The organism is Niastella populi, from assembly GCF_002078015.1.
Taxonomy (GTDB): domain Bacteria; phylum Bacteroidota; class Bacteroidia; order Chitinophagales; family Chitinophagaceae; genus Niastella; species Niastella populi.
Window position 1 is genome coordinate 47,532 of record NZ_LWBP01000207.1, and the last position, 22,120, is coordinate 69,651.

The window sequence follows — 22,120 nt, forward strand, 5'->3', positions numbered from 1 at the left end:
GATTGCCGATAAAACGCAAGTGCTTTAATTAAAACAAAGGCCTGTATTCAATTAGCACATTAGCTAATTAGCTAATTAACCCAGCGCCCGCAACGTATCTTCCTTATCTTTCCCAAGTTGTTCAACAAGCGCTTCCAGTCCGTTGAACTTTACCTCGCTGCGTAAGTATTTCTTTATGTAAACGCGAACGGTGGCGCCGTAAATGTCTTCGTTGAAATCGAAGATGTTCACTTCAATAACACGGTCGGTACCGCCAATGGTGGGCCTTATACCGATGCTCATCATACCTTTCAGACGCGGGTAGTTGACGATGACCGGTGAATATATATCGGTGCGTTGTTTATTGATTTCCGCTTCGCCCCTGCGGCTTCTGATCTCCAGCTCAACAGCGTAAATGCCATTGCCGGGTATCAGCTTTTCTTCATTCTCAATACGCAGGTTGGCGGTAGGGTAGCCCAGTGTGCGGCCCAGTTTGTTGCCATCTATAACAGTGCCTTCAAAAAAGAAATCATAACCGAGCAGGGTATTGGCCACATCGGTATTACCATGTAAAACGGCTTCACGAATGCGTGTTGAGCTAACGGTGTTGTCGTTGATCACATGGGCCGGTATTTCCATCAGGTTAAAGCCCAGCCGGGCACTGTATACTTCCAGCAGTTTATAATCGCCTTTGCGGTTGCGGCCAAAACGGTGGTCGTACCCGATGATCACAGTATGGGGATGGAATTTCTGAACCAGGAATTGCTCAATATATGCTTCGGGACTTTGTTGTGAAAAGTCATCGGTAAAAGGCACTACTACCAGGTGGTCGATGCCATTCTTATGAAGCAGCTCAATTTTTTCGTCGATGGTATTGATAAGGTGGATAGCGGGCTGGCCCGTAACGATCACTTTACGCGGGTGGGGGTGAAACGTGATAATAACAGTTTCACCGTCAATACGCGCAGCCTCCCGTTTCAATTGCCCGAGAATGCTTTTGTGGCCGGTATGCACCCCGTCGAACGTGCCTATCGTAACTACTGCCTTTTTAAAGGCCGGAATGGTTTCAGTTGAAAAGTAAACTTTCATAAATGCGGTGCGAATATATTTAGAGATTTCGGGATTTCCTGATTTCGGGATTTATAGGGAAGTCCAAATTGGATCAAATCTCAAAATCGCGAAATCTCAAAATCAGAAATTCCGTCTTACCTTTGCCGCTTCAAATTATAAAATGAGTTTATATTCCCAACGGGGTGTTTCTGCCCAGAAAGAAGAAGTTCACAAGGCTACGGAAAAGCTTGATAAAGGCTTGTATGCCCACGCCTTCTGCAAAATATATCCCGATTATCTTACCGGCAACAATGACTGGGTGAATGTAATGCATGCCGATGGCGCCGGTACCAAAAGCATACTGGCTTATTTGTACTGGAAAGAAACCGGCGACCTTTCCGTTTGGAAAGGAATTGCCCAGGATGCCGTGGTAATGAACCTCGACGACCTCCTGTGCGTGGGTATAACCGATAACCTGTTGTTCTCCTCAACCATCGACCGCAATAAGTTACTGGTAACCGGCGAAGTGCTGGAAACCGTGATCAACGGCACCCAGGAATTGTTCGATGAACTGAAAAAATTCAATGTAAATATCCATTACCTCGGCGGCGAAACAGCCGATGTTGGCGATGTGGTGCGCACCATTGCAGTTAATGGCACCATGACGGCCCGCTGGCCAAAGAACAGGCTCATTACCAACGACAGGATCCAGGCCGGCGATGTGATCATTGGTTTCAGCAGTTTCGGCCAAACCGTTTATGAAACCGAATACAACAGCGGTATCGGCAGCAACGGTTTAACCAGCGCCCGCCACGATGTATTAAACAAGTTTTACGCTACAGAATATAAAGAATCATATGAGAATAGCCTTGCCGGAAATGTAGTTTACATAGGGCCGCACCGCCTTACCGATACGGTGGGCAGTGAAAAACACCAGGTAGGCAAATTGTTGTTATCACCTACCCGTACTTATGCGCCGCTGTTGAATATTTTCTTTGAGAATTATTTCGAAGCCATTCATGGTTTAATTCATTGCAGCGGGGGCGGACAAACGAAATGTATGAAATACCTGCCCGGTAATTTCAGGGTGATCAAGGATAATCTGTTTGAGCCACCCATTATATTCCAGCTCATTCAACAGGCGTCTGGTTCAAACAACCGCGAAATGTACCAGGTGTTCAACATGGGGCATCGCCTCGAACTGTTCACCGATGCGGCTTCTGCCGGTTTCTTTATCGAAGCGGCTAAAAAACTCGGTATAGAAGCGCAGATCGTTGGCCGTGTTGAAGCAGGCGATAAAAAAGAACTGATCCTGAAAGTAGGGAACGAAGAGATCGTTTATTGATAATAGCTTAAAGTCAAGGCAACGGGAATACAGAATACAGCTGTAAGCTGCAAGCTATAAGCTGAAAGCGAATACAGAATGCAGCTGCAAGCTGTAAGCTGCAAGCTGCAAGCGAATACAGAATACAGAATACAGAATACAGCTGCAAGCTGTAAGTTTTAAGCGAATGCAGCCTGGGAGAAAAGCCAGCAATTATTTATTATTCCCGAATAAAAGAACAATAAACAACAAACCATAAACCATAAACCTCCATAGCGAGGCTTGAAAATACTCTTGAGCCTGAAAACTAAATAACTTCAATCCCCGCATCGCGGTACGGTTTCAATACCGGGTCATCGGGTTGCAGTTCGGTAATAAGCATATGTATTTTGCTGATATCGCAGATATGTATCGGTTGCAGGCTGTTGATCTTTTCGGCAATGCTGAGGCAAACTACTTTTTGCGACGATTCAACCATGGCCTTTTTCAGCTGCACCACATCCCAGTCGCTATCGGTAATACCGTCTTTCAGGCTGATGGCGTTCACACCCAGAAAGCACAGATCGGCCCTGATCCTTTTGATTTGAGTAATGGCTTCACCGCCGGTGGTTATCTTCGAATTTTTCGACACCTTATCGCCTATGGCAATAACATCAACCGATGGGTGCTGCATATATTCGAGAATGGCGGGTATGCTGCCCGAAACGAAGGTGGCTTTCAGCCGCGGTGGCAATGCCCGCGCCATTTCTATAATGGTGGTGCCGCCCGTAGTAAGCACAAACATGCCATCATGGATAAGCGATGCGGCCTTGCGGGCTATTGTCTTTTTATGATCGTGTGAATATACATGTGTACCTGTATAATGAACATGGCTGAACGAATGTGATAAAGCGCCGCCATGTACTTTTATGACCTTCCCCTCATCGGCCAGTTCCTGCAGATCGCGCCGGATGGTATCTTCCGACACATTCATGTCCCTGCTGAGGTTTGATGACATCACTTTATTGTGCAGGTTCACCTGGTGCAAAATATAGGCTTGTCGCTCTTTTTTTAACATGTTGATTGAAGGGTATAATTACTGGTTGCCGGATTTTGCCGGTTTTTATTTGAGCGGGAAAGCTATAGAAAATCCTGTATAATTTTTGTAAAAATTATTCCAAAGCTTTCAAGAATGGCGGGCTGCACGGGGTTCTTATCAAAAAAGAGGGCCATAACACAATTGGTAATGGCCCCAAAAACTTATGTGTCAAAATCCTTATTTAAGTGGTGACCGTTGACCTTGCATCAACCTTGAACGTAACCTGAATAAAGTATTGTGTCGAGCCTGGTGTATGGCCCGATAAACTGGCCTGTTTTGCCGACGTTCTTTTAACCTCTTCCTGCAGCGTTTTTATGGCTTCTTCTTTCGAAAGTTTTGCAGTTGTTGTGGCTGCTCCGGCGCCATAGCCAACGACAACAATTGGTATAATTTCTTTTGCGGCAGTTGGGGCCTGGTCATACAATTGAAAGTTACTGATGGTGCCATTGGCGTCAACTGAAATGGAAAAGGTTACCACCCCTTCGCCATTGTTGCTTAGTACCGTTTGAGGGTAGCGCAGGTTACGGCAGTAATGTAACGACAGCTTTTTAATTACAGGATCTGCAGGGTCAATGGCAGGTATTTGTAACGTTGGTTGGGGAGCTTCCTGGTAAAATGAAGCTGGCTGTTGATAGGTCACCTGTTTGTTACTGCTTCCTGCTGTTGCCCTTTCCGGCGCTTTCATCATATTGGCTTCAAAAACAGGATCGGTAGCGGTAGAGTGCACAACAGCCACCGGTTTGTTCTTTGCGTTCACAATACCTTCCAGGATCTTTTTGGCAATGGTTTCCTGGTTACTGCTGCCGGATATAAAAGCCAGGTCTTTTTCATTATCGATATAACCGCATTCTATCAGAACGGCGGGGCAGGGTGTTTGCTCCAGCACCCAGATGTTCGTGGTCCGTTGCTTTAAGGTCTTCTCGGTTTTGTAAAGCGTGCTCAGTTCCTGTGTAAGCGCGGCGCCCAGGTGTTTTGATCTGTTAGTGCGTTCATTGTCCTTGTTCGATACCCATACTTCAAACCCACTGTAAGGACCTTTGTTGTCGCTATGCGATATATGTATAGAGATATACATATCGGGGTTTACCTTTTGGGCAAGTTCGGTACGGGCCCGCAGGCCATTATTGATATCGGTTCCGCCGCCCGGCAAATTATCATCGGTACGGGTCATAACCACGTTCACATTGTACTGCGGGGCCAGTTGCTGTATCTTCTGGCTTATTTGTAATGTGAGGTCTTTCTCTTTTACGTTTCCGTTTGTGCTGTACGCGCCGGCATCTTTACCGCCATGGCCCGCGTCGATGATAACTGTAACAGGCGCTTTTTCGGGCCCGTTGTAATAAATGGTTCTGCCACCATTGGCCGATCGTTGGGCATACAGGGCAACGGTGCAGAAAAGGAGCGCCAGCAGCGGCAGGGCCATCAGGCGGCTGCCATAGCTGTACCGGGAAGATTGCTTGTGTGTGATCATGGCAATACGTCTTTTGATATGGTTTTGAAAAAAATGGTTGGTTATAGGTATATGATTGGCTTTGAGTGTTTGCATAACAAGCAGTTCGGCATACGCATAGCGGTCGTTATCTGAGATGGCGTATTGATCGGCCAGGAATTCGTGAATGGCCTTCAATTCCCTTTTAAGGATATGGAAGAAGGGGTTGAACCAGAAAAAGGCCGTCACGATCTCGGTTAAAATAATATCGGTTGAATGTTTTTGCTGTACATGGAACAGTTCGTGGCGGAAGATCTGCTGACCGTCATGACTGTTGAATGGGAGCTCGTGGTTCCAGAATATGGAGCGGAAAAACGAGAAAGGCGTTCCCGGCTCGCGGGTGGTAAAGAATTTCAGCCCGCTCACGCGCTCAAAGGGGTATTGTTTTGAAATTCTCCTTATATATATTAATGACCTTACCAGCATCCAAAGCAGCGCAACGATACCCAGGGCATATAAAATGTACAGGGCATTTTCGATGGTAAACAGGGAGGCCACCCTGCCGGGGCCCGAACCCATTCCCTCTTCTTCGCCATAATTTACGGTGAGCACCTCAATGGTTTCATATACCGCCTGGTTTACAGCGTTTTGCGGTTTATACAGGACCGGAATTCTCAAAAAAGGCAACACTACCGAAACCAGCATGGTTGCCTGCAGGTAGAACCGGTTGTAACGATGGAACCTTTTATTTCTCAAAAAAAGCCAGTAGTAGCCCAGCAGAATGCCGGAGCACAGCGTAACTTTTCCCAGGTACAGCAATAAGGTCATTGGTTATTGTTTTTGGCGTTTTTGATTTGTTCAAGTAAAGCCTCCAGGTCTTCCTTGCTGAGTTTGTTCTCGTTCACAAAATGGGATAACAGCTTGGCCGGCGAGTTTTCGAAATATCCTTTTACCAGCTGGTTGATGCTTTTTTTACCGTACTCGGCCTTGCTTACCGCCGGTTTGTACAGGTTGTTGCGGCCCATTACTTCAAAACTTACAAATCCTTTGTCTATCAGGATCTTTAGAATAGTGGCCACCGTGTTCGAGTGGGGTTTGGGCTCAGGCATTTTGTCGAGGATGTCTTTCAGAAAACCTTGTTTTAACAGCCACAGGATCTGCATTACCTGTTCTTCAGCTTTTGTAAGGGACTTCATTATAACTAATGATTTAGTTGTGTGATCAAATGTATAACTAAATATTTAGTTTATTGATTGCCGGCTTGATTTTTTTCAACATTTTTTTGAAGATGGTTACGCCGTGCCCTGAAAACGTACTAATAATGGGTGATAACCAGTGCAGACGGGCGATTTGGGGAATTGTGATAATAGTAAATATGTATGTGTTGGCAGCTATTAATAAATTATTGTCTTTTATGGCTTCGATTTTATCCACAAAAGCTATGAGGTTTCGAGATTGAGTGTTACTTTTGCAGACAGTACCGGATGGATTAACACGTTATTAGCACCTGACTTGCAACCTCCCCCGAACATAGTCAGTCTTGCAGATGTTAGTATAGTACCCTTAAAAAATAAACAGAAAGGCGATTTTATTATCGACGATTAAAGTCATTTTTATAAAGTAGATATGAGACAGCTCAAAATTGCAACGCAGATTACGAATCGAGATTCGCAGGCAGTAGAAAAGTATCTTCAGGAAATTTCAAAAATTCCGATGATCACTCCCGAAGAGGAGACAGTACTGGCCCAGCGGATCAAGATGGGTGATCAAAAGGCATTGGATAAATTAGTGCAGGCCAACTTGCGTTTCGTGGTATCTGTGGCTAAGCAGTACCAGCACCAGGGTCTTTCTCTTAGCGATCTGATCAACGAGGGCAACCTCGGTTTGATAAAAGCAGCCCAGCGTTTCGATGAAACCAAGGGTTTTAAATTCATCTCATACGCCGTATGGTGGATCCGCCAGTCTATTTTACAGGCGTTGGCAGAGCAGGGCAGATTAGTCCGCCTGCCTCAAAACAAAATTGGCACCTATAACAAGGCTAACAAAGCGTACATGGCTTTTGAACAGGAACATGAGCGTGAGCCAAGTACTGAAGAGCTGGCCGAGTTACTTGAAATGAGCGAAACCGAGATCAATAACATTTTCCAAAGCAATACCCGTCACACGTCGCTCGATGCTCCGGTTCACGAAGCAGAAGACGTGGCCATGGGCGACCTGCTGGAAGGTGGCGATGATACGGATGACGATGTAATGAAAGATTCATTACGTAACGAGATCCGCCGCGTATTGAAATCGCTGAGCCCACGCGAAGCTGAAATTGTAAATGCTTATTTCGGTCTTGATGGTGAAAATGGAGTAACCATTGAGCAAATTGGTCAGAAGTACGATCTTACCAAAGAGCGTATCCGCCAGATCAAGGAAAGAGCGATCAAACGTTTACAGAAAGCGCGCTACAGCAATGCATTAAAAGCTTACTTAGGTTAGTGTAAGTACTATAAAGAAACGAACCCCGGCTGGCACCACCTTCCGGGGTTTTTTGTTGCCCTTTGCGTTTTGTTTATGCGAACATTCACTCATCTGGTTCGTTATTTGAATGCTATCGGGTGTGAAAATGAGAAGGCGTTTCGTAGTAGTAGCCATAACATTGGGGATGCTTATTTCTTCCTGCGAAAAAACAGTTACGTTCAGGCCAAACGATTCGGAGCCTGTTGTAGTTGTGGAGGCTTCTATTGAAAATGGCAAAGGGCCGGTGGTTATTTTGTCAGAAAGCCTGAATTACTTCAGCCAGATAACACCCGAACTGCTGGCAGGTTCCTTTCTCCGGAATGCCGAGGTAACCATTTCAAACGGTTCCGGCACCCATAAGTTGAAAGAATATAATATGCCGGTGGCCAGCGGGTATACCGTGTATTATTATGCAACCGATTCTTCCAGCCTGGGCACTGCTTTTACGGGTGAACCGGGTAAAACATACTTTCTTTCAGTAAAAATCAAAGAGCGGGAATACACAGCCACCACCACCATTCCCGAGTTTACCAAAAGACTCGATTCTTTATGGTGGGAAGATGCACCCAATAACCCCGATCCGGTAAAAGTGATGGTAATGGGCAGGTTTGTTGACCCGCCGGGACTCGGAAACTATACCCGTTATTACACATCGGTCGGCGGGCGGCCGTTCCTGCCCGGTTTCAATTCGGTTTTCGACGATCAGCTTACCGATGGCGCTACCTACGACCTGCAAATTGAAAAAGGAGTTGATCGCAACAATGATATCAACCTCGAGAAATATGCGTTTTTCGATCATGGCGATTCCGTGGTAGTGAAGTATTGTAATATCGATAAAGCCACGTACGACTTCTGGCGAACCATGGAATACAGTTATGCCAATATCGGCAACCCGTTTGCCTCGCCCAATAAAGTGCTGAGCAATATCCGGGGCGGCGGGCTGGGATACTTTGGAGGGTATGCTGCCCAATATAAAACCATCGTCATTCCTCAATAAAATCAGCCTGGCGGTTGCATAATACCTGAAAAAGAAGCTGTTCAGTTGCCGGTTGCCTGTTAATGGGTACCAGGTACCGGTTACCTGCCTTTATTCACACCCTATTCAGGTAGTTTGCCTTTATCATTTTTGTAACTCATTTTCTGGTAAATTTGTCAACTTTTCTTTAGAATAGAAGGATATAGCATTATGGAAATCGAAAAAATACATTGCCTGATTATTGGAAGCGGCCCGGCAGGGTATACCGCTGCTGTTTATGCTGCGCGGGCAAACATGAAACCGGTATTATACCAGGGTATTCAGCCCGGCGGTCAGCTAACCATTACAACCGAGGTAGAGAACTATCCCGGTTACCCCGATGGCGTACAGGGACCTGAAATGATGGTTCATTTTGAAAAACAGGCTGCCCGGATGGGAGCCGATATTCGTTATGGCCTCGCTACAAAAGTTGATTTTTCAGCGCCGCCTTTCAAGGTTTGGATCGATGAAGAGAAACTGGTGGAAGCCGATTCGGTGATCATTGCTACCGGCGCCTCGGCCAAATGGCTTGGGTTGGAAAGTGAACAACGCCTGAACGGTTTTGGCGTAAGCGCCTGTGCCGTTTGCGATGGTTTCTTTTTCCGTGGCAAGGAAGTGGCGATCGTAGGCGCCGGTGATACCGCAGCCGAAGAAGCCCTTTATTTGTCGAAATTATGTACTACGGTACATATGTTCATTCGCCGCGGCGAAATGCGCGCATCCAAAGTAATGCAGGAACGGGTGCAACGCACCCCCAATATAAAGGTTTACTGGAATACGAATACCGATGAGATCCTCGGTGAGAACAAGGTAGAATCGGTGCGGGTAAAAAATACAAAAACGGGAGAGTTGCAAACAATCCCCATTAGTGGATTTTTTGTGGCAATTGGTCACCAACCCAATAGCGACATCTTTAAAGGATGGCTCGATATGGATGAGGCCGGTTACCTGAAAACCATTCCCGGTACTTCAAAAACGAATATCGAAGGCGTTTTTGCGGCCGGCGATGTACAGGATAAGATCTATCGACAGGCAGTAACTGCAGCCGGCAGCGGTTGTATGGCTGCGCTGGATGCAGAGCGCTATTTATCGGCAAAAGGAATCGTTTAGGCTGAACGCCAGGCGCTAAACGCTTAAGGCTGAATGCCTGAGCCCGAATTTCCGGTATACTTTCCTTCCGGAGCTTCGTAACGCTGAACATTTGACGCGAGCTTACCGTTTCAGGAGCTGGTGTTAAGCGTTCAGCGTTTGGCATTTTGCGGTTTTCTGCCTTCTGCGTTTAGCTTTTTACGTTTGTCGTGAGGCCTGCCATTTCGGTAACTTGCGTTTAGCGTTAAGCATTTAGCGTTTAGCTTTTTTGTGGCATTGTTTTAGCAAAACAAATATCCAGTATGGTTGTTATCGAATTGAATCAGGTAAAGCTGCATGCGTATCATGGGGTATATGAAGGTGAAAAAATAACCGGCAGCAATTATGAGATCAGTGTACAGGTTTGCTACGAAGAAGGCGACAGTACATTTGATGATTTAAAAAATACGATCAACTACGTTGAAGTTTTGGATATCGTCAGGCAACGAATGAGGGTGCCAACGGGTCTTTTAGAAAAGGTGGCAGATGATATCATCCGCAGCATCAGGCGCCAATATCCTTTTTGTACGGAAATAAGGTTTTCTATCTATAAATTAGACGCACCTGTAGAAAATTTTCAGGGAAAAATAGGCGTTACATTGCATAAGAAGTTTGATGGGTAAAATAGGAAGTACAATAGGGCTATTGCTTTTTTTGTCGATCCTGCCATTCGAAAACAATGCTCAGGATATCAACACGCTGTTGAAGGATGCGCAACAGCTCGAAAACGCATTCAAACAACCCGAAGCGCTTCAGAAATACCTCGATATTCTCCGTCATCAGCCTAATAACCTCACCGCGCTCGTCAAAACAAGCGAATTATACAGCATTTTAGGAAAACATCAGCATACAAAGGACAAACAAAAGGAATATTACCGTAACGCCCGTACATATGCCCAAAAAGCATTACAGGTAAATGGCAACAGTTCCGATGCCAATGTAGTTATGGCAATTGCCATGGGCCGTATGGCGCTGGCTTCCTCGGGCGAAGAAAAAATAAAAGCGGTAAAGGATATAAAGACCTACTCCGAAAAAAGCATTCACCTCGATCCCAATAATTTTAAAGGCTATCATGTGCTGGCCAAATGGCATTACGAAGTAAGCGATCTTACTTCCGTGGAGAAATGGCTGGTGAAAGTTGCCTACGAAGCGCTGCCTAAGGCCAGCCTCGACGATGCCATCAAATACTTTGAGAAAAGCCGCCAGCTCAATCCTTCCTTTTTATTGAACTATCTCGAACTGGCTAAGGCCTGGCACCGGAAAGAAAATGACAAAAAAGCCAGGGAGTTCCTCGAGGTCATGCTCAAAATGCCGAACAAGATAGGCGAGGATGCCAGTATAAAGGCAAAGGGGAAGAAACTTCTTGAAGAGTATAAGTAGGTTAATTCAGGCTTTTTATAATCAGCACATCAGCACATCAGCTAATTGGTCTTTGTATTCCATTATTCCATTATCACATTATCGAATTATCAAATTACCTTCCCTTTCCATTTCCCGCTTCGTATATACAAAAACGACGGTAAGAACAAACACGTCCAGTACAACCACTCACTCATCCACCCATAAGTGATCGATAAAAAGAATTTATCTAATGTGAGGTAAATATATATACAGTAAAAAATGATGGCGAAGATCTCTATCATCAGCGACACCCGGCTGTTGCCCGAACCGGTAACCGCATTCAGGTAAACCACAGAAAACGACATTAGAATAATGGCTATCGACAATACCCGCACTACCGGCACCGCCTGCTCAACAAATTCGCCCGACTGGCCATACACCGAAAACAAAAAACCGGGGAACAGGTTGATGAGAATGGCGATCATTAGGGCGGAACCAAAGCTCAGCCGCAGTATTTTATTGATCAGCGGGTTCACCTGTTCCTGTTTTCCCTGTCCGAGAATATTGCTCACCATAGCATTGGTGGTAGAACCGAAAGCCCAGGTAACCACCCCGGCCATACCCAGGATATTACGCATGGTATTGGAAACGCCAAGCGCAATTTCACCATGGCCATCGATAAGCAGGAAGAAATATTCCCAGCTTATAATACTGATGCCATGCTGGAAGATCAGGGGCGCGCTCATGGAGAATATAAGCCGCGAATTATAGCCATCCCAACGGAAGTTTTGAAATAAATGCAGATTGCTGCTGATGCCTTTTTGCCAGATCACCAGGTAAACCACCAGCAATCCTACGATTTCGGCAATGATGGAAGCAACGGCCGCTCCGTTCAACCCCATGGCCGGGAAGCCTGCTTTGCCGAAGATCAGCAGGTAATCGAGCACAATATTGGTGACGGCCTCGGCAACGGCGCCGCCAACCAGGTACCTGCTTTGATTGGTGCCTACCAGCAGGGCGTTGCGCATCTGGTAAACAAACAAAAAGGGCAGTCCCCATATGCGAATGCGGCAGAAAGAAATAGCCTGCTGCAGCCGTTCTGCATCATTTATGAAATACCCGAACAGGCGGGGCGTAATGGTATAGGTGATCACTATGCCCAGCAAAGCGATCGAAAGCCCGATGAACACCGCCTGGCTGAACAGTTTGCCGATCTCTTCGGGCCGGTTTTCGCCGGCGCGGCGGGCGATCAGGGCCTGCAGGCCATTGTTCAGGCCGTAACCGATGGCGGAAAAAATAAGATAATACACGCCGGTTATGCCGGCAACCGCCAGTGCCTGTTTATTAAAATGCCCTAAAAAAATATTATTGGTAACAAAATTGATTTGTGGTATTAAAATGGCGAAGCTGATGGGCGCAGCCATTTTAATGATCTGCCGGTTCGAAAGTTCTACCTGGAATACTGTATTTTTAGATAAGGCGGTCATAAAAGGGTGGCAAAGATACGCGGTATTCGTGTAAGGCAAAGATGAATGGTCCATGACCCATTGATCAGGCGCCGGTTTAACCGGTAACAGTTCTTACATGGCCCGGGTGCCAAATCCCTGTAACTTGAAACCCGTAACTTGAATCTTTTTTAGTAACATTGCAGCTTTTGACAACTATGCTTAAGGCCAACTTTGATATTGTTCCGGAAATGAGGGATGCTGAAGAGCTTCGAAACAGCCAGTTGCTGATCGAAGTAGGGGAAAAAATGTTCAGCTTTGTCATTTACAATAAAGACCAACGGCGTTTTGTAGGGCTTCGGCAATACAATCTCGATTATACGCCTGGTAAAACGATGCTCGAGAACCTGCTTGAGATCATTACCAATGACGAATTGCTGCAGGATGCGTACAAAGAGGCGTTCGTGATCTATAATTATACCGACAGTAATTTTTTACCCGAAAAGGTTTTTCATATTGAATTGAACCAGCCGGTTACGGAGATCGTTTACGGCAATGCAAAAAAGGGGTTGCTGCTGAGCGAAAAAGTGATCGGTTTCAAAATGTACAATATATACCGGGTTCCCCGCGAAATACATGCATTGCTGCAGCGGAAATTTGCTTCAGGCAACTACTGGCACTATAATACGCTGTTGCTGAACGACGGGCAAATGCAAACATCGCCCAACGAGCAGGTGATCAAAATGGTTATGCGGGCCGAACAGTTCCTGGTAGCGGTTTTCAATGGCGAAAAGATCCAACTGGTGCAATCCTATGCGTATCAAACGCCCGATGATGTATCGTATTATCTGCTGGCCATCTGCAGCCGCTTCAATATTAACCAGGATAAAGTAACACTTATCGTTTCCGGCTTGCTCGATGAACAGTCGCGCCTGTACCAGGAGCTGCTTAAATATTTCTTACAGGTTCAGTGGGACCGTATGCCCGAATCCGTTAAAATGGATGCGGCGTTTGCTGCATACCCCAACCACTACTTTTCACCGCTTTTGAAAATGGCATTATGCGTATAATAGGAGGGGAGTTAGGAGGCCGAAAGATCAATCCGCCGGGTAAGATGCCGCATACCCGGCCTACTACCGATATTGCCAAGGAAGGGCTTTTTAATATTATTCAGAATAATCTTGATATAACTGCCTTACATACACTCGATCTGTTTGGCGGAACCGGCAGCATCAGCTATGAACTGAAATCACGCGGAGCTGCCGCCTGTACCATAGTGGAGAAGGATACCGCGATGTACGAATTCATCAAAAAAACGGCTGCCGCTCTTCAGCTCGAAAATTTCAACGTGGTGAAAATGGATGTGTTCAAATTCATTGGCCAGTGCACCGATAAATTCAATTTTATCTTTGCCGGTCCGCCCTATGCATTGGGCACCATCGATGATTTACCGAAGCTGATAGTAGAAAAACAATTGCTGCAACCCGGCGGCTGGTTTGTGCTGGAACATACGCCAAGAAATAGTTACAAAAACTATCCGCTGTATGCTACGGAACGGAATTACGGCACCACCATTTTTAGCATTTTTGTAAATAAAGAACAGCCATAAGCTATAAGCTCTAAGCTTTAAGCCGAAAGGCTGCAGGTTAAGTCTTTTCTGTAAGGCTTACAGCTTAAATCACCGTTAAAATATGGAGAGAATCTTCATTACCGGCATAGGAACAGGAATAGGAAAAACCTTCGTTTCCGCCATGCTCGCCAAAGCCCTGAATGCCGATTACTGGAAACCGGTACAGGCAGGTTTTGAGGATGGAACCGATAGCGAATGGGTGGCAAACTGGTTAAAAGATACAGGTTCGGTTGTGCATCCTGAAGTGTACCGGCTGAAAAAACCCGCATCACCACATATTGCTGCCCGCGAGGAGGGAATAACGATAGATCTTGCAAAGATTTGTAAAAAAATTCCCCAAAATGATCGTACCTTACTCATTGAAGGCGCGGGAGGATTATTGGTACCATTGAACGAATCACAATTTGTGGCTGACCTCATCAAAGAACTGGGCGCTAAAGTAATTCTGGTCAGTCGCAATTACCTGGGGAGCATAAATCACTCATTATTAACGGCGCGCGTTTGTCGCGAGATGCAAATACCGGTGATCGGCTGGGTTTTCAATGACCAATACCTCAATTATGAGGAAGAGATCGTAAAATGGAGCAACTTACCCAGGATAGCATCGATTCCCTGGACAGAAAATATAAACGGGACATTTATCAACTCTCAGACAACCGCTATAACAAAGCGGTTGAAAGAATTATTATGATAAAAAGCACCGTTAGAAAAGAATTTTTACAACGCAGGATGAACCTGCCGGAAGAAGATTGGCAACAACAGACCATGTTGATAGCTTCCGGCTTCAAAGCACTCAAACTTCCCCCGGTAAATTATCTTCTGTCGTATAATCCGCTGGCAAGCCGGCATGAGTTCGACGTATCCATCTGTGAGGATATCCTGAAGGAACAGCATATGATGATGCGGGTGGCCTGGCCAAAAATTCATGTAGACCTGCTCGATATGGAGGCGGTGCTGGTGGAGAAAGACGGTTTATTCATCAAAAACAGGTTCAACATACTCGAGCCTATCGGCGGCGCAACGGTTCAGCCCAAACAGCTCGATCTCATCTTTGTGCCCCTGCTGGCATTCGATGTGCGCGGTTACCGGGTTGGTTACGGAAAAGGGTATTACGACCGCTATCTTACCCAATGCCGGCCCGATGCCATTAAGGTCGGTTTCTCATTTTTCGATGCAATAGAATACATTGAGGACATCGATGAATTTGATGTACCTTTAAACTTTTGCATTACACCGCATCGTATATATGAATTTTAATGCTCCGTTGCTGCGACCCTTCCGCATACTGCTGTTCCCCTTTTCCCTGTTATATGGTGCAGCGATCTGGATTCGTAACCGATTGTACGACAAAGGGATCCTCAGGTCAACCGGGTTTAATTTACCAATTATCTGCATCGGTAACCTTTCCGTAGGCGGAACGGGGAAATCGCCCATGGTGGAATGGCTGGTAAAATACTTGCATAAGGATATGAAGGTGGCCGTGTTGAGCCGCGGGTATAAACGGCGTACAAAAGGGTATGCCCTGGCCGGTGAAAACACTACCGCCCTCGATATTGGTGATGAACCCATGCAATTCCATAACAAGTTCCCCGATGTTAGCATTGCCGTGGGGGAAGAACGGATAGTGGCCATTCCGCAGTTGTTGCACGACCGGCCCGAAACAAAAGTGGTCATCCTCGATGACGCTTTTCAGCACCGGGCCATCAGGGCAGGATTGAACATCATTCTCACCAATTACGATAACCTCTTTACCCGCGACTGGGCATTGCCTACCGGCGATCTGCGCGACGAACGCGGTTCATACAAGCGGGCACACGTGATAGTGGTAACCAAATGCCCGCAGCTATTGCCGGAAGAAGAAAAACTGGCTATTAAAAATGAAATAAAACCGCTGCCGCATCAGCAGTTGTTCTTTACTACGATCCGCTATGGATTGCCATACCACATCATCACAAAACAGGAACTTGCGTTGCATACAGGCACCGAAGTATTGCTGGTAAGTGGTATTGCGAATCCGTTGCCATTGAAAAAATATTTACAGGATGCTACCAAAGCTTACTATGAAATATTGTACAGCGATCACCATATTTTTTCCATCGACGACTGGAACGATATCGTGAAACGGTTTAAAAGCATTCAGACACAGAATAAAATTATACTTACTACTGAAAAAGATGCCGTTCGCCTTATAAAATTTGGACAGACCTTGCAAGATTACCCCATCTACGTAATACCCATTGAAATCCAATTCCTTTTTAATGAAGGGCATCAGTTTACTGATATTATCAGTAAATTCATTACTGAATTCAGTATCACGAATTAAAATGATTGAATGAGCAGGAAACAAGCTAAGAAGACAAAGAAAAAAGGAACTTCTTCGCATAATACGCTGAAAGGCGTGTTGGATATTACCCGGTCAGGCATCGGGTATGTAATAGTTGAGAACCTTCCCAATGATATACTGGTACGTCCCAACGACTTCAACACCGCCCTCCACGGCGATACCGTACGGGTACAGGTGTTTGGCGGCGCAAAAAAAAGCGGCCGTCAGCAGGGCGCCGTTGTAGATGTATTGCAACGAAAACAAACGGAGTTCCTTGGTAAGATTGAGATCGGCAAAAACGCCGCCTTTTTTACCGCAGATACCGAAAAGCCGATGCCGGATATCTTTATCCCCGATACAGCTTTGAACGGTGCGAAAGATAACGATCGCGTTATCGTACGCATTACCGAATGGGAAAAACAAAAGAAACCTGTAGGCACTGTTGTACAGGTAATGGATGCCGGTAATGAAGGCGATATGGCCATGAAGGAAATTCTGATGGAGAACGGCTTCCCGCTGTTCTTTCCCGAGAATGTACTGGAAGAAGCCGCACGCATCCCCGATACCATTTCGCAGGACGAGATCGATCTCAGAAGAGATTGCCGCGATGTACTTACGTTCACCATCGACCCCGTTGACGCGAAGGATTTTGACGATGCCATAAGCATTCGCTTATTGAAGAACGGGCTGTACGAAATAGGCGTGCACATTGCCGATGTAAGCCATTATGTTGAGCCCGATACCGCGCTCGATAAAGAAGCATACGACCGCGCCACATCGGTTTACCTGCCCGACAGGGTAGCGCCCATGTTGCCCGAGCACATTTCCAACGTATTGTGCTCCCTGCGCCCGCATGAAGATAAACTCACTTTCTCCGCCGTGTTCCAGATCACCGATACCGGTGAAATAAAACAATACTGGCTGGGTAAAACGGTGATCCATTCGAACCACCGCTTCACCTATGAAGAAGTGCAGGAGATCATTGAAAAAGGCGAAGACTTATACCATGGTGAAATATTTTTACTGAACCGGCTCGCCCAACAGTTCCGCGCGCAGCGGTTCAGCAAAGGCGCCATCAATTTCTCATCGCAGGAAGTACGCTTCAAACTCGATGAAACCGGTAAACCTATCGGCATCATGGTAAAAGAAAGCAAGGAAGCGCATCAGCTCATCGAAGAGTTCATGTTGCTGGCCAACCGCGTGGTAGCCGAGAACGTAGGCCGCGTAAAAGTGAATAAGAAAGACCTTCCTTTCCCATACCGCGTGCACGATACGCCCGATGAAATGAAGCTGTTGCCGTTTGTTGAGTTTGCCAAAAAATACGGGCATACGTTCGATACCAAGACGCCCGAAGGCATTGCGGAATCGTTCAACCAGATGCTGCAGGATGTACAGGGCAAACCCGAACAGCATGTGCTTGAGCAACTGGGTATCCGCACCATGGCGAAGGCCATTTATACTACCGAGAATATTGGTCACTATGGCCTCGGCTTTAAACATTATTGCCATTTTACATCGCCCATTCGCCGTTATCCCGATGTATTGGTGCATCGCATTTTACACGATGTGCTGAAAGGCAGTGTGGAGCCGGAAAAGAAACTGGAAGCGAAATGTAAACACTGCAGTGAAAAAGAACGCTCGGCCATGGAAGCGGAGCGGGCTGCCAACAAATACAAACAGGTTGAGTACATGAAAGAATTCCTCGGTGAGGAATTTGAAGGTGTGATCAGCGGTGTGGCTGCTTTTGGTTTTTGGGTAGAGACCATCGAACATAAATGCGAAGGCCTGGTAAGCATCAACAGCCTGCTCGACTACGATGACTTCCGCCATATAGAAAGCGATTACAGCCTGGTAGGCATGCGCAGCGGGCGCAAATTCGCCATGGGCGATAAGGTGCGCATTAAAGTGGTTGCCGCCAACCTTACCAAACGCCAGCTTGATTATGAGTGGGTGATCACTTCGAGCCTGAAAGAAGAACAGGGCGAAGCGAAAGGCGCGAAGCGGCCATACCCGGTGCCAAAACCGAAAAGTAAAGGCCGGAGTCCGAAGAAGAAGGGGAAGTAATTGCTGATTTTGAGATGTAGAGATTTTGAGATTTCATTTGGTTTTTGCCCTCTGATAAATCCCAAAATCAAAAATCTCAAAATCTCAAAATCCCAAATCAAATACCGTATTCTAACAAAGTATATGCAAAGCTTTCAGGAGTTATCAAAACAGTTCACTGAATATTTCAACATCCGGCACTTCCCAAAAGAGCCTGCCACCTTATACGAAGCCGATGAATATTTCCTGAGCCTCGGCGGAAAGCGGGTACGGCCCGTAATGTGTTTAATGGGTAATGAACTGTTCGATGAAATAAGCAAAGACGCATGGCCGGTAGCCGCCGCCATAGAACTGTTTCATAATTTCACCCTCATTCACGACGACATAATGGATAAGGCGCCCCTGCGCCGCAACCAGCCAACGGTTCATGCAAAATATGGCGAATCAACCGCCCTGCTCTCGGGCGATGTAATGCTTATTGTCGCGTATGATTATCTCAATAAAATAAGCACCGGTTACCTGCACCAGGTGATCAGCCTGTTCAACCGCACCGCCAAAGAAGTGTGCGAAGGGCAGCAGCTCGATATGGATTTCGAAAAGCAGGAAACGGTGAAAATGGATGAATACATCCGCATGATAGAATTAAAGACCTCGGTGTTGCTGGCCGCCAGTTTACAGCTCGGCGCCATTCTCGGCGGGGCTTCAACAAATAATCAGCAACATATATACGCTTTTGGCCGCAACCTCGGCATCGCGTTCCAGATCCAGGATGATTATCTCGATGCCTATGGCGATCCCGCGAAATTCGGTAAACAACCCGGCGGCGATATCATGGCGAATAAAAAGACGTTCTTAATGATCAAGGCGCTTGAATCGGCCAACCCCGCCCAGTTGAAAGAATTGAAACGGCTGATGCGGGAAAACCCGGAAGACAAGGTAGCCCGCGTTTTATCGGTTTTCGATGATTGTGGGGTTAAAAATTGGGCGGCCGGCTTAAAGGAAAAATACATGAACGAAGCCTTCGAACACCTCGAGGAAATGGCGGTGGTAATGGTACGGAAAGAGCCATTGAGGCAGTTAGCACAGTTCCTGGTACAGAGAGAACATTAAATAATATTGAATTTCGAACGTCCAATTTTGAATTTCGAAGGGAAAATTGCCGGAATTTTATAAAAATGATTAGTATTAAGTAAATAGGTTAGTTCACTTCTACATTGGATGTTCGACATTCAGCATTCGATATTTTTAGGTAATTTCCGGCCCTAAATTTATCCCCGGTATGCCAAACTCTTTGTTTCGCACAAAAAAAATTGAATCTATTTTAAAAGAAGGAAGCGATGACGGTCATGGAAGTTCCGGGTTGAAGCGGGTGTTGAATGTGCGGGACCTTACCTTTTTCGGCATTGCCGCCATTATTGGGGCAGGCAGCTTCAGCAGCCTCGGCGATGCCTGTTTCAAGGGCGGACCGGGTGTGGTAATATTATTTGTTATGTGCGGTATCGCCTGTGCGTTTACCGCTTTTTGTTATTCAGAATTTGCCAGCCGTATTCCGGTAGCCGGAAGCGCTTATACATATGCTTACGCCTCCTTTGGCGAGTTGTTTGCCTGGATCATTGGCTGGGCGCTCATCATGGAATATTCGATCGGGAATATTTATGTGGCGTTTTCGTGGAGTGATTATTTCACTTCTTTTCTGCATAAAATAAACGTTCACATCCCCGATTACCTTACCACCAGTTACCTCGAAGCGAAGAAAACATTCCTTAACTATACGTCCCAAACCTCAGCCGAACAGCTTGAGTTTGTAAAGAACCAGGCCAATGCAGAACTGCTGAACGCATGGAATAACAGTCCGGTCGTGGGTTCGCTGAAGATCATCTTCGATCTGCCGGCACTGATCATTAACCTGTTTATCACAACGCTGGTGTATATTGGAATAAAAGAATCGCGCAATTTCAGCAATGCCATGGTGGTGCTGAAGCTGGCTGCCGTTGCGCTGGTGATCATTGTGGGCGCTTATTACATCGACCCGGCCAACTGGATGCCGGTGAATGATGCGGGCACAAAATCATTTATGCCTAACGGGTTTAGCGGCGTAATGGCTGCGGTATCGGGTGTGTTCTTCGCCTATATTGGTTTCGATGCCGTGAGTGTGCTGGCCGAAGAAAGCAAAAACCCACAACGCGATCTGCCCCGCGGTATGACGTATTCACTGGTGATCTGCACCATCGTTTACATTCTGCTTGCATTGGTGCTGACCGGTGTGGTGCACTATAAACAATTTGAAAATGTAGGCGATCCGCTTGCAAAGATCTTTGAAGTAAAGAACGTAGGCTGGATGCAGATGCTCGTATCGGTTATTGCCGTGGTTGCCATGACGAGCGTGCTGCTGGTGTTCCAGATGGGACAGCCGCGCATCTGGATGAGCATGAGCCGCGACGGGTTGTTGCCACACGTGTTTCAGAAGATCCATAAGAAATACAATACCCCTTCTTTTTCAACCATAATAACCGGTTTGGTAGTGGGACTGCCCATCCTGTTCACCGATAAATCATTCGTGCTCGACTTTACCAGTATTGCCACCCTGTTTGCGTTTGTACTGGTGTGCGGCGGCGTATTGCTGATACCACGAAAGGAGAAAGTGCCCGGCCGTTTCAACATGCCCTATATCAATGCGCAGTTTATTTTTCCGCTGCTGATTTTGGCGGCTATCGTTATTTTGGCGTTGGCGTCGCCGGGTTATTTTACGGGTATGTTCGATTTTGATTATTCCGGCAATGCCGATTACACCACAAACAAGGTAAGTTTTATGGACCTTGCCACGCCCAATATCTCACTCATTGTTTTCTGGTTATCGGCCATCGTACTGGCGATACTTTCCCTCGTAAAAAAATACTCCTTAATACCATTGATGGGGGTAACCACCTGTTTATACCTGTTAACGGGTATGACAAAAAGCAACTGGGCCTGGTTCCTCGGCTGGTTAGGTTTGGGGCTCATCATTTATATTTTCTATGGCTACAGAAAAAGCAGGTTGGCAGGAGCCGGAGCATAGGCCAGGCATGCCTGATACACTCCGCCAGGTTTGGGATGAACTCACCGCGCGGTACTGTAACGACCGCACCCTCACCGCCCGGTTTTATACGGAAATAGAAAAGAAGTATACCTCCACCCGCAGGCATTATCACAACCTGCATCACATTGCGGCCCTGCTGCAATTTTGCGGGCGCTATGCCGGTCAGTTAATGGAACCCGATGTGGTGGCCTTTGCCGTTTTCTATCACGATATCATTTATAACGTGCTGCGAAAAGACAATGAGTTCCGCAGTGCTCAGGTGGCGGTAAAACGGTTAAAGGACTTACAGGTGCCTGCCGCTGCAATTGAACAGGTTAAACTTTACATAGAAGCCACGCAAACGCATGCCGTAACGGCGGCGGTTACCCATGTGGGCGATCTGCAGTTATTCCTCGACTTTGATATGAGCATCCTCGGCGCTCCCCGGGATGCGTATGAAGCATATACCCGGCAGGTGCGTCGCGAGTACCGCATTTATCCCGATAAGCTGTATAATGCCGGCAGAAAGCAGTTTTTAGAACATTGCCTGCAGGCCGGCCATATCTTTCAAACCCCGGTTTTTAGAGAAAATTATGAGCGTACAGCCAGGGAGAATATGGCGTGGGAGTTGGGCAATTTAAGCGGCGGTTAACATGCCCTGAAAGGAAACGAAATAGTGAAAGTTATTGAAAATCAACTTGTACGGAATTAACTATGATGTCAAAACGAGTTGAGCGCGTATCATTTTCATATGGTGGAGTACCTTTTTCATATG

20 protein-coding genes are annotated in these 22,120 nt (G+C 46.4%); 15 read left to right on the forward strand and 5 right to left on the reverse strand.

Annotated features, from left to right (window positions below; genetic code table 11):
* Positions 1-75: 75 nt before the first annotated feature.
* Positions 76-1,068: a bifunctional riboflavin kinase/FAD synthetase gene (locus A4R26_RS25135; RefSeq protein ID WP_081169292.1), complete on the reverse strand. Its 993-nt coding sequence runs from the start codon at positions 1,066-1,068 to the stop codon at positions 76-78.
* A gap of 142 nt (positions 1,069-1,210) precedes the next feature.
* Between A4R26_RS25135 and A4R26_RS25140 the strand changes: the two genes are divergently transcribed.
* Positions 1,211-2,374 (forward strand): AIR synthase related protein, encoded by a 1,164-nt coding sequence (locus tag A4R26_RS25140; protein WP_081169293.1) that lies wholly within the window; start codon positions 1,211-1,213, stop codon positions 2,372-2,374.
* A 286-nt stretch (positions 2,375-2,660) separates the two neighbouring features.
* Here A4R26_RS25140 and A4R26_RS25145 read toward each other — a convergent pair whose 3' ends face one another.
* From A4R26_RS25145 to A4R26_RS25155, 3 genes are all read right to left on the reverse strand, one after another.
* Positions 2,661-3,410 carry a DeoR/GlpR family DNA-binding transcription regulator gene (locus A4R26_RS25145; RefSeq protein ID WP_081169294.1) on the reverse strand — a complete coding sequence of 250 codons (750 nt, stop codon included), beginning with the start codon at positions 3,408-3,410 and terminating at the stop codon, positions 2,661-2,663.
* 202 nt (positions 3,411-3,612) lie between these two features.
* Positions 3,613-5,688: an N-acetylmuramoyl-L-alanine amidase gene (locus A4R26_RS25150; protein WP_081169295.1), complete on the reverse strand. Its 2,076-nt coding sequence runs from the start codon at positions 5,686-5,688 to the stop codon at positions 3,613-3,615.
* On the reverse strand, positions 5,685-6,056 hold the full coding sequence (locus A4R26_RS25155; protein ID WP_081169296.1) for a BlaI/MecI/CopY family transcriptional regulator: 372 nt from the start codon (positions 6,054-6,056) through the stop codon (positions 5,685-5,687). Before A4R26_RS25155 ends, A4R26_RS25150 begins: the two co-directional genes overlap by 4 nt.
* A gap of 430 nt (positions 6,057-6,486) precedes the next feature.
* Between A4R26_RS25155 and A4R26_RS25165 the strand changes: the two genes are divergently transcribed.
* From A4R26_RS25165 to A4R26_RS25185, 5 genes are all read left to right on the forward strand, one after another.
* Positions 6,487-7,344, forward strand: a complete 858-nt coding sequence (locus A4R26_RS25165; RefSeq protein WP_014217201.1) for a sigma-70 family RNA polymerase sigma factor — start codon at positions 6,487-6,489, stop codon at positions 7,342-7,344.
* A gap of 127 nt (positions 7,345-7,471) precedes the next feature.
* Positions 7,472-8,362, forward strand: coding sequence for a DUF4249 family protein (locus A4R26_RS25170; RefSeq protein ID WP_081169311.1), 891 nt, complete (start codon positions 7,472-7,474; stop codon positions 8,360-8,362).
* Between the two features lie 189 nt (positions 8,363-8,551).
* Entirely contained in the window at positions 8,552-9,490 is a 939-nt protein-coding gene (gene trxB, locus A4R26_RS25175; protein WP_081169298.1) for a thioredoxin-disulfide reductase, read from the forward strand.
* 281 nt (positions 9,491-9,771) lie between these two features.
* Positions 9,772-10,131 carry a dihydroneopterin aldolase gene (locus tag A4R26_RS25180; RefSeq protein ID WP_081169299.1) on the forward strand — a complete coding sequence of 120 codons (360 nt, stop codon included), beginning with the start codon at positions 9,772-9,774 and terminating at the stop codon, positions 10,129-10,131.
* Positions 10,124-10,888, forward strand: a complete 765-nt coding sequence (locus A4R26_RS25185; protein ID WP_081169300.1) for a tetratricopeptide repeat protein — start codon at positions 10,124-10,126, stop codon at positions 10,886-10,888. The genes A4R26_RS25180 and A4R26_RS25185 overlap by 8 nt, the downstream gene beginning before the upstream one ends.
* Before the next feature lie 89 nt (positions 10,889-10,977).
* Here the strand turns inward: A4R26_RS25185 and A4R26_RS25190 are convergent, their stop codons facing one another.
* A complete protein-coding gene (locus A4R26_RS25190; RefSeq protein ID WP_081169301.1) occupies positions 10,978-12,390 on the reverse strand; it encodes an MATE family efflux transporter in 1,413 nt (470 codons plus the stop codon).
* Positions 12,391-12,512: 122 nt separating this feature from the next.
* Between A4R26_RS25190 and A4R26_RS25195 the strand changes: the two genes are divergently transcribed.
* The 9 genes from A4R26_RS25195 to A4R26_RS25235 all read left to right on the forward strand — a co-directional run bounded on the left by A4R26_RS25195 (position 12,513) and on the right by A4R26_RS25235 (position 21,997).
* The gene (locus tag A4R26_RS25195) at positions 12,513-13,364 is read left to right on the forward strand and encodes a DUF3822 family protein (RefSeq protein ID WP_081169302.1); all 852 of its coding nucleotides are present in this window, start codon (positions 12,513-12,515) and stop codon (positions 13,362-13,364) included.
* Positions 13,355-13,903, forward strand: coding sequence for an RsmD family RNA methyltransferase (locus A4R26_RS25200; RefSeq protein ID WP_081169303.1), 549 nt, complete (start codon positions 13,355-13,357; stop codon positions 13,901-13,903). Before A4R26_RS25195 ends, A4R26_RS25200 begins: the two co-directional genes overlap by 10 nt.
* Positions 13,904-13,985: 82 nt before the next feature.
* Positions 13,986-14,615 carry a dethiobiotin synthase gene (gene bioD / locus A4R26_RS25205; RefSeq protein WP_081169304.1) on the forward strand — a complete coding sequence of 210 codons (630 nt, stop codon included), beginning with the start codon at positions 13,986-13,988 and terminating at the stop codon, positions 14,613-14,615.
* Complete coding sequence (locus A4R26_RS25210) at positions 14,612-15,181, forward strand: 5-formyltetrahydrofolate cyclo-ligase (protein WP_165760407.1); 570 nt, start codon at positions 14,612-14,614, stop codon at positions 15,179-15,181. The genes bioD and A4R26_RS25210 overlap by 4 nt, the downstream gene beginning before the upstream one ends.
* Positions 15,171-16,247 carry a tetraacyldisaccharide 4'-kinase gene (gene lpxK / locus A4R26_RS25215; protein ID WP_081169306.1) on the forward strand — a complete coding sequence of 359 codons (1,077 nt, stop codon included), beginning with the start codon at positions 15,171-15,173 and terminating at the stop codon, positions 16,245-16,247. Before A4R26_RS25210 ends, lpxK begins: the two co-directional genes overlap by 11 nt.
* Positions 16,248-16,256: 9 nt before the next feature.
* Complete coding sequence (gene rnr / locus A4R26_RS25220; protein ID WP_081169307.1) at positions 16,257-18,311, forward strand: ribonuclease R; 2,055 nt, start codon at positions 16,257-16,259, stop codon at positions 18,309-18,311.
* Positions 18,312-18,434: 123 nt separating this feature from the next.
* Positions 18,435-19,400, forward strand: coding sequence for a polyprenyl synthetase family protein (locus tag A4R26_RS25225; protein WP_081169308.1), 966 nt, complete (start codon positions 18,435-18,437; stop codon positions 19,398-19,400).
* A 169-nt stretch (positions 19,401-19,569) separates the two neighbouring features.
* Positions 19,570-21,345 carry an amino acid permease gene (locus tag A4R26_RS25230; protein WP_081169309.1) on the forward strand — a complete coding sequence of 592 codons (1,776 nt, stop codon included), beginning with the start codon at positions 19,570-19,572 and terminating at the stop codon, positions 21,343-21,345.
* A 7-nt stretch (positions 21,346-21,352) separates the two neighbouring features.
* Positions 21,353-21,997 carry an HD domain-containing protein gene (locus tag A4R26_RS25235; RefSeq protein WP_081169310.1) on the forward strand — a complete coding sequence of 215 codons (645 nt, stop codon included), beginning with the start codon at positions 21,353-21,355 and terminating at the stop codon, positions 21,995-21,997.
* Positions 21,998-22,120: the final 123 nt, after the last annotated feature.